This window comes from Arthrobacter sp. 179 (genome assembly GCF_052379645.1).
Lineage (GTDB): Bacteria > Actinomycetota > Actinomycetes > Actinomycetales > Micrococcaceae > Arthrobacter_H.
Window position 1 is genome coordinate 1 of the sequence record NZ_JBQSYU010000071.1, and the last position, 313, is coordinate 313.

At 59.4% G+C, this 313-nt stretch carries 1 protein-coding gene; it reads left to right on the forward strand.

Going from position 1 to position 313, the window contains the following annotated elements:
* Positions 1 to 313 (forward strand): cbb3-type cytochrome c oxidase subunit I (locus ACT3UE_RS15820; RefSeq protein WP_444567035.1); only part of this gene is annotated, 313 nt, incomplete at both ends.

A 313-nucleotide genomic window follows, 5' to 3' on the forward strand; every position in this document is an offset into this window, starting at 1 on the left:
CGCATCGTCGTCAACTGGATCACCTCCACCGACCACAAGACGATCGGTTACATGTACCTGATCGCCTCCTTCATCTTCTTCTGCATCGGCGGCATCATGGCGCTGTTGATCCGTGCCGAGCTCTTCGAGCCGGGCATGCAGATCCTGCAGACGAAGGAGCAGTACAACCAGCTGTTCACCATGCACGGCACCATCATGCTGCTCATGTTCGCCACCCCGTTGTTCACCGGTTTCGCCAACGTCATCATGCCCCTGCAGCTCGGGGCCCCCGATGTGGCGTTCCCGCGTCTGAACGCACTGGCCTTCTGGTTCT